Raw genomic sequence first — 2,520 nt, forward strand, 5'->3', positions numbered from 1 at the left:
CCCAAAGCTAAAAGTGCCTCGCCGGAAAATTTTATTGATTCTGCCATCTTCAACCCCTAAAAATCCTGTCGCTGGCAAGAAAATAGAAAAATATCTCCCCTCATACCCCATTTCCTTGATGGGGTATTCATAATTCATAAGTGATAACGACTTCACCAACCCTATTGCCCATTCCCCATTCCCAATTTCCCAAAACTATTCATATTCAGACTTCATCGGACTCCACCAACCCGAAGAAATTAGTGTACCCCCTAAACGCTGCACTCGCTCAGGTGGCATCAGGTAAATCCAAGCCTGTCCTAAAGATTGGTTCGCCAGATCATAAATAGTCACTTGTTGCCGATAATATTCATTGTCCTCTGGGATTCGCTGTGGATTGTAGTCTTCTAGCTCATCCAAGACGGTTAAAAGGGTTGGTTCAGTGAACGTCAGTAAAAATCCCCGCACTTGATTATCCCCAGGGATCATCGCCGGATAGCCAAGGGGTAAATCGAACAGTTGACCCAACGCGATCGCAGGTTGGGCGGCTATCACTTTTCCTTCACAGTAGCGTTGATAATTGACTTCCCCAGGTTTGAGAGTCCCGTAAACAAACACCCGGATAGACATACTCCCCTCCTAATCCTTTGACCGTCCTGGAGTAAGGTTGAATAAGATTTCATTGTATAGTTTAGGGGTAGAAGTTATGAAAACCTTTCCCTGCTCCCTATTCCCTTGTCTCACCTTTATAAAACTAATCATTCACTTCAGAAATTCTATTCCCATAGCTAGACCCCAAGTCAACCCTGAGTCTAGGGTAGTTGCCGATTCGGGATATCCATACAATACACCCAACGTGAGATTGCTGAACTCTTCACATTTTGTTACAAATGTAAAGAGACAACTCGCGTGGATAACAGGACTACTATGCTCGGTGGCTTTGCCGGTTTAACCAACCCGTCTGGTACAGATTGGGGCGAACGGATGCTCAATACCGTCGCCAGCAATACGATTCGCCACCTCTTTACTCGCAGTGAGTCTGTCGAGGTTTCGGTGCGCTGCAATCCCTCCAGTAAACTGTTGCAGGGTAGCATTGACAGTTTTAAGATGCAGGGGCGAGGCTTGGTGATCCGTAGACAGTTTCGGACCCAGGAGATGTCCTTTGAAACAGACGCTGTGTCCTTGGACTTCAGTTCTGTCCTCAAGGGTCAGATTCACCTGAAGCAACCCACCCAAGCGATCGCCCAAGTCGTGTTGACAGAACCCGATATCAACCAGGCGTTTAAAGCCGAACTGGTGAGAAAGCGGTTAGAAAATATTTCCATTCCCGAATTGGAAGAACTCACAGGGGGTCAGCCAATTTCCTTTACCGACGTGCAACTCAAGCTGCTTCCCAATAACCGGATTCAGCTTTTTGCCAAAGTTAACCTTCCCGATCAGGAATTAGTGCCGATTAGCATGACTTCAACTCTGGCTGTAGAACGGCGGCGGCGGATTCTATTCAAAGACTCTACGTTTGAACCGGATACGATTCCAGAGGAATTGCGAGGCAAATCTGAAACCTTGACCGATGCCCTGGATAAGATTTTGAATAACATGGTGGATCTGGATCGCTTCAATCTTGATGGCGTTACGATGCGAATCAATCGCCTGGAAACCCAAGGACAACAACTGATATTTAGCGGTTACGCCCAAATTGATCGTATTCCTAATAATCCGTAACCATGAAGGGGGTGTAGTGTAGGATGCGGAGGAGACAAGGCAACAAGGAAAAATTTGCCTTCTTTTCCTCTTCCCTGATCACTAATTGAGCAACTGCATGTCATTGAACGCCTTCTTTTCCTTGGGTGGGGTAGTCATGTTGCCCCTATTAGTGCTTTCTATCTTAGCGATCGCGCTAATTTTAGAGCGGCTCACTTTTTGGCGGCGAGTCACCCAGGGCCAGAACCGCCTGATGCGAGAGGTGCTGCACCTCTACCAACAAAATCCCCCAGAAGCTTTTCTCAAGCTGGAACAAAACAGTGATCTGCCGATCGCCCGAATTTTTCTGGCGGCGTTGGAACTCAAACGTCCCACTCCAGCACAATTTCGACTCGCCCTCGAAAGTGCGGTGCAAGCGGAGTTACCCATTCTCAAGCGGTTCAACACCGTATTTGAGACAGTCATCAGTGTCTCACCTCTGCTGGGACTTTTAGGTACAATTTTAGGATTAATTGACGCCTTTGCCGCCCTACGGATTGGAGATATTGGCGGTCAAACCACCGTGGGTGTGACAGGTGGGATCAGTGAAGCCTTAATTTCCACCGTCGCCGGGTTGAGTGTCGCGATCGCGACTCTGATATTTGCTAACACCTTTCGCGGATTATATCGGCGTCAACTCGCCTTGATCCAAGAGTATGGGGGCAAGTTGGAACTAATTTATCTCGGTTATTACGAGCGAATTAAATGAAGGAGATGGGGAAGATAGGGGAGATGGGGAAGATGAGGGAGATAGGGAAGATGGGGAAATTGTGTAGGGGCGGGTTTCACTACTATCTTTTC

3 protein-coding genes are annotated in these 2,520 nt (G+C 47.5%); 2 read left to right on the plus strand and 1 reads right to left on the minus strand.

The annotated features are described in order from the left end of the window. Positions 1-195: 195 nt before the first annotated feature. Positions 196-609 carry a gamma-glutamylcyclotransferase family protein gene (locus tag ACLFWI_RS29270; RefSeq protein WP_446415851.1) on the minus strand — a complete coding sequence of 138 codons (414 nt, stop codon included), beginning with the start codon at positions 607-609 and terminating at the stop codon, positions 196-198. Between the two features lie 297 nt (positions 610-906). Here ACLFWI_RS29270 and ACLFWI_RS29275 point away from each other — a divergent pair, with 297 nt between their 5' ends. Then, positions 907-1,701, plus strand: coding sequence for an LmeA family phospholipid-binding protein (locus ACLFWI_RS29275; protein ID WP_446415853.1), 795 nt, complete (start codon positions 907-909; stop codon positions 1,699-1,701). A 97-nt stretch (positions 1,702-1,798) separates the two neighbouring features. After that, positions 1,799-2,428, plus strand: coding sequence for a MotA/TolQ/ExbB proton channel family protein (locus ACLFWI_RS29280; RefSeq protein WP_446415852.1), 630 nt, complete (start codon positions 1,799-1,801; stop codon positions 2,426-2,428). Positions 2,429-2,520: the final 92 nt, after the last annotated feature.

It is taken from the genome of Coleofasciculus sp., assembly GCF_046539235.1.
Lineage (GTDB): Bacteria > Cyanobacteriota > Cyanobacteriia > Cyanobacteriales > Coleofasciculaceae > Coleofasciculus.

Excerpts from the sequence above, each read along its gene's own strand:
- ACLFWI_RS29270 (WP_446415851.1), bottom strand. The coding sequence starts at position 609 with ATGTCTATCCGGGTGTTTGTTTACGGGACTCTCAAACCTGGGGAAGTC.
- ACLFWI_RS29275 (WP_446415853.1), top strand. The coding sequence starts at position 907 with ATGCTCGGTGGCTTTGCCGGTTTAACCAACCCGTCTGGTACAGATTGG.
- ACLFWI_RS29280 (WP_446415852.1), top strand. The coding sequence starts at position 1,799 with ATGTCATTGAACGCCTTCTTTTCCTTGGGTGGGGTAGTCATGTTGCCC.